At 70.2% G+C, this 362-nt stretch carries 1 protein-coding gene; it reads right to left on the bottom strand.

The window, feature by feature from the left end:
• On the bottom strand, positions 1 to 362 hold a 362-nt coding region (locus QME84_12750; GenBank protein MDI6875132.1), incomplete at both ends, for a chorismate-binding protein.

Here is a 362-nt window from a genome sequence, read left to right as displayed (position 1 = left end):
GCCACCACCCCGCCTCCCGCCTGCACGTGGGCGAGGCCGCCCCTGGCCACGATGGTGCGTATGGCTATGCAGGTGTCCAAGTCTCCGCCGTAGGATATGTACCCCACCGCTCCCGCGTAGGGGCCGCGCCGGTCCTTTTCCAGCTCGTCGATGATCTGGCAGGCGCGGACCTTGGGCGCTCCCGAGACGGTGCCGGCCGGGAAGGTGGCGCGCAGGAGCTCGAAGTTGCCGCAGCCGGGACGGAGCCGGCCGCTGACCTCGCTCACCAGGTGCATGACGTGGGAGAACCTCTCCACCTCCATCATGCGCTCCACGCGCACCGATCCCGGGGCGCACACTCTACCCAGGTCGTTGCGGGCGAG

Source organism: Actinomycetota bacterium, from assembly GCA_030019255.1.
Classification (GTDB): domain Bacteria; phylum Actinomycetota; class Geothermincolia; order Geothermincolales; family RBG-13-55-18; genus Solincola_A.
Note: the sequence above shows the minus strand (reverse complement) of the source record. Positions and strands in the feature narration are given on the sequence as shown.